The following is a 1,114-nucleotide window of genomic DNA, read 5'->3' as shown; positions in this document are numbered from 1 at the left end:
GCACCGACACCGCACCGCACCGCAGGAACCACAGCGAGGTGCCGCCCGCGTGGGCGGCGGTCGCGGCGAAGATGGCCAGAGACCCGGCCATCCGGTACACGGCGGGCGGCCGGGAATTCCTGCGCTGGATGCAGGCGCACGTCACCGACCCGGACGAGGAGCGGAGCGACCTGGTCGACGCTGTCCCGGCGCACTGGGCCGGTGTCATCGCCCCGATCGCCGAGCGCATCGGCCGCGAGTGGCACCTGCTCGCCGATCAGCTCAAGGCCAAGCAGGACGTGGCTCTGTGACCTGCCCGGCCAGAGCCGCCCGGCGGGCAGGGCCCGGGGCGGCCTACGCCACAGGGGCCGGCTCCGGCACCGCGGACGCCACCCGGAGGCGGCCCGCGTCCCGGCGCCCCCCGGCCACCGGCTCGGCCCCCGGACTGAGGGAGACACAGCCGGGGCGGGACACGACCCCGGCCGGCGGGACGAGTTCGGGCAACGCCAGCAGGACCGGCGGATCGGTGGCCCGTGCGGGCCGCAGCCGTACCGCGGCGCTCACGATCACACCGGCGGTGACGGGCACGGTCGCCGGGCCGCGCCCCGCGACGAGGGCGGTCCGCCGGGTACGGGCCCCGGGCCCGACACCGTCGGCGACCGCCACCGCGAGCAGGTGCCACTCCCCCTCGGGAACGTTCTGGAGCACGTAGCAGGACGGCCGGCCGGCCGGTACGTCGAGGACGGCCGAGGCTACGGACGGGTGCTGGACCACGGGTGTGCCGAAAGCCCCGAGGAACACACGCGCGTTGCCGTGGCCGGCCGGGAGACTGACGGTGCCCGCGATCGTGCCGTACCCGGCACGAAGATCGGGCTTGGGCCCCGGCAGCCCGTCCCCGCCGTCCCGCGCCAGCCGCCGGTACCGGCTCGGGGAGACCCCGACACCGGACGTGAAGGAGTTCGTGAACGACCCCAGGCTGTTGTAGCCGACCGCGTAGGAGATATCGATGATGCTCATCGAGGTGTGCTTGATGAGCCGCTTGGCCTCGTGAATACGGATCGCTGCCAGGAATCTGCCGGGAGTGATCCCGGTCTCCTCCTTGAACAGCCGTGCGAAATAGAAGCGGCTGAGCAGA

Annotated in this window: 1 protein-coding gene and 1 pseudogene; one reads left to right on the top strand and one right to left on the bottom strand. The window is 73.7% G+C overall.

What is annotated here, in order from left to right; translation table 11 throughout:
• Positions 1–290 (top strand): annotated as a pseudogene (locus ACIQM0_RS34140) (nuclease); the annotation flags it as partial.
• A 43-nt stretch (positions 291–333) separates the two neighbouring features.
• Here the strand turns inward: ACIQM0_RS34140 and ACIQM0_RS34135 are convergent.
• Positions 334–1,114: helix-turn-helix domain-containing protein (locus ACIQM0_RS34135; protein WP_401294315.1), on the bottom strand; the 781-nt coding region annotated here is incomplete at its 5' end.

It is taken from the genome of Streptomyces sp. NPDC091387, from assembly GCF_044756945.1.
Classification (GTDB): Bacteria; Actinomycetota; Actinomycetes; order Streptomycetales; family Streptomycetaceae; genus Streptomyces.
This window is presented reverse-complemented; position numbering and strand designations above follow the sequence as displayed.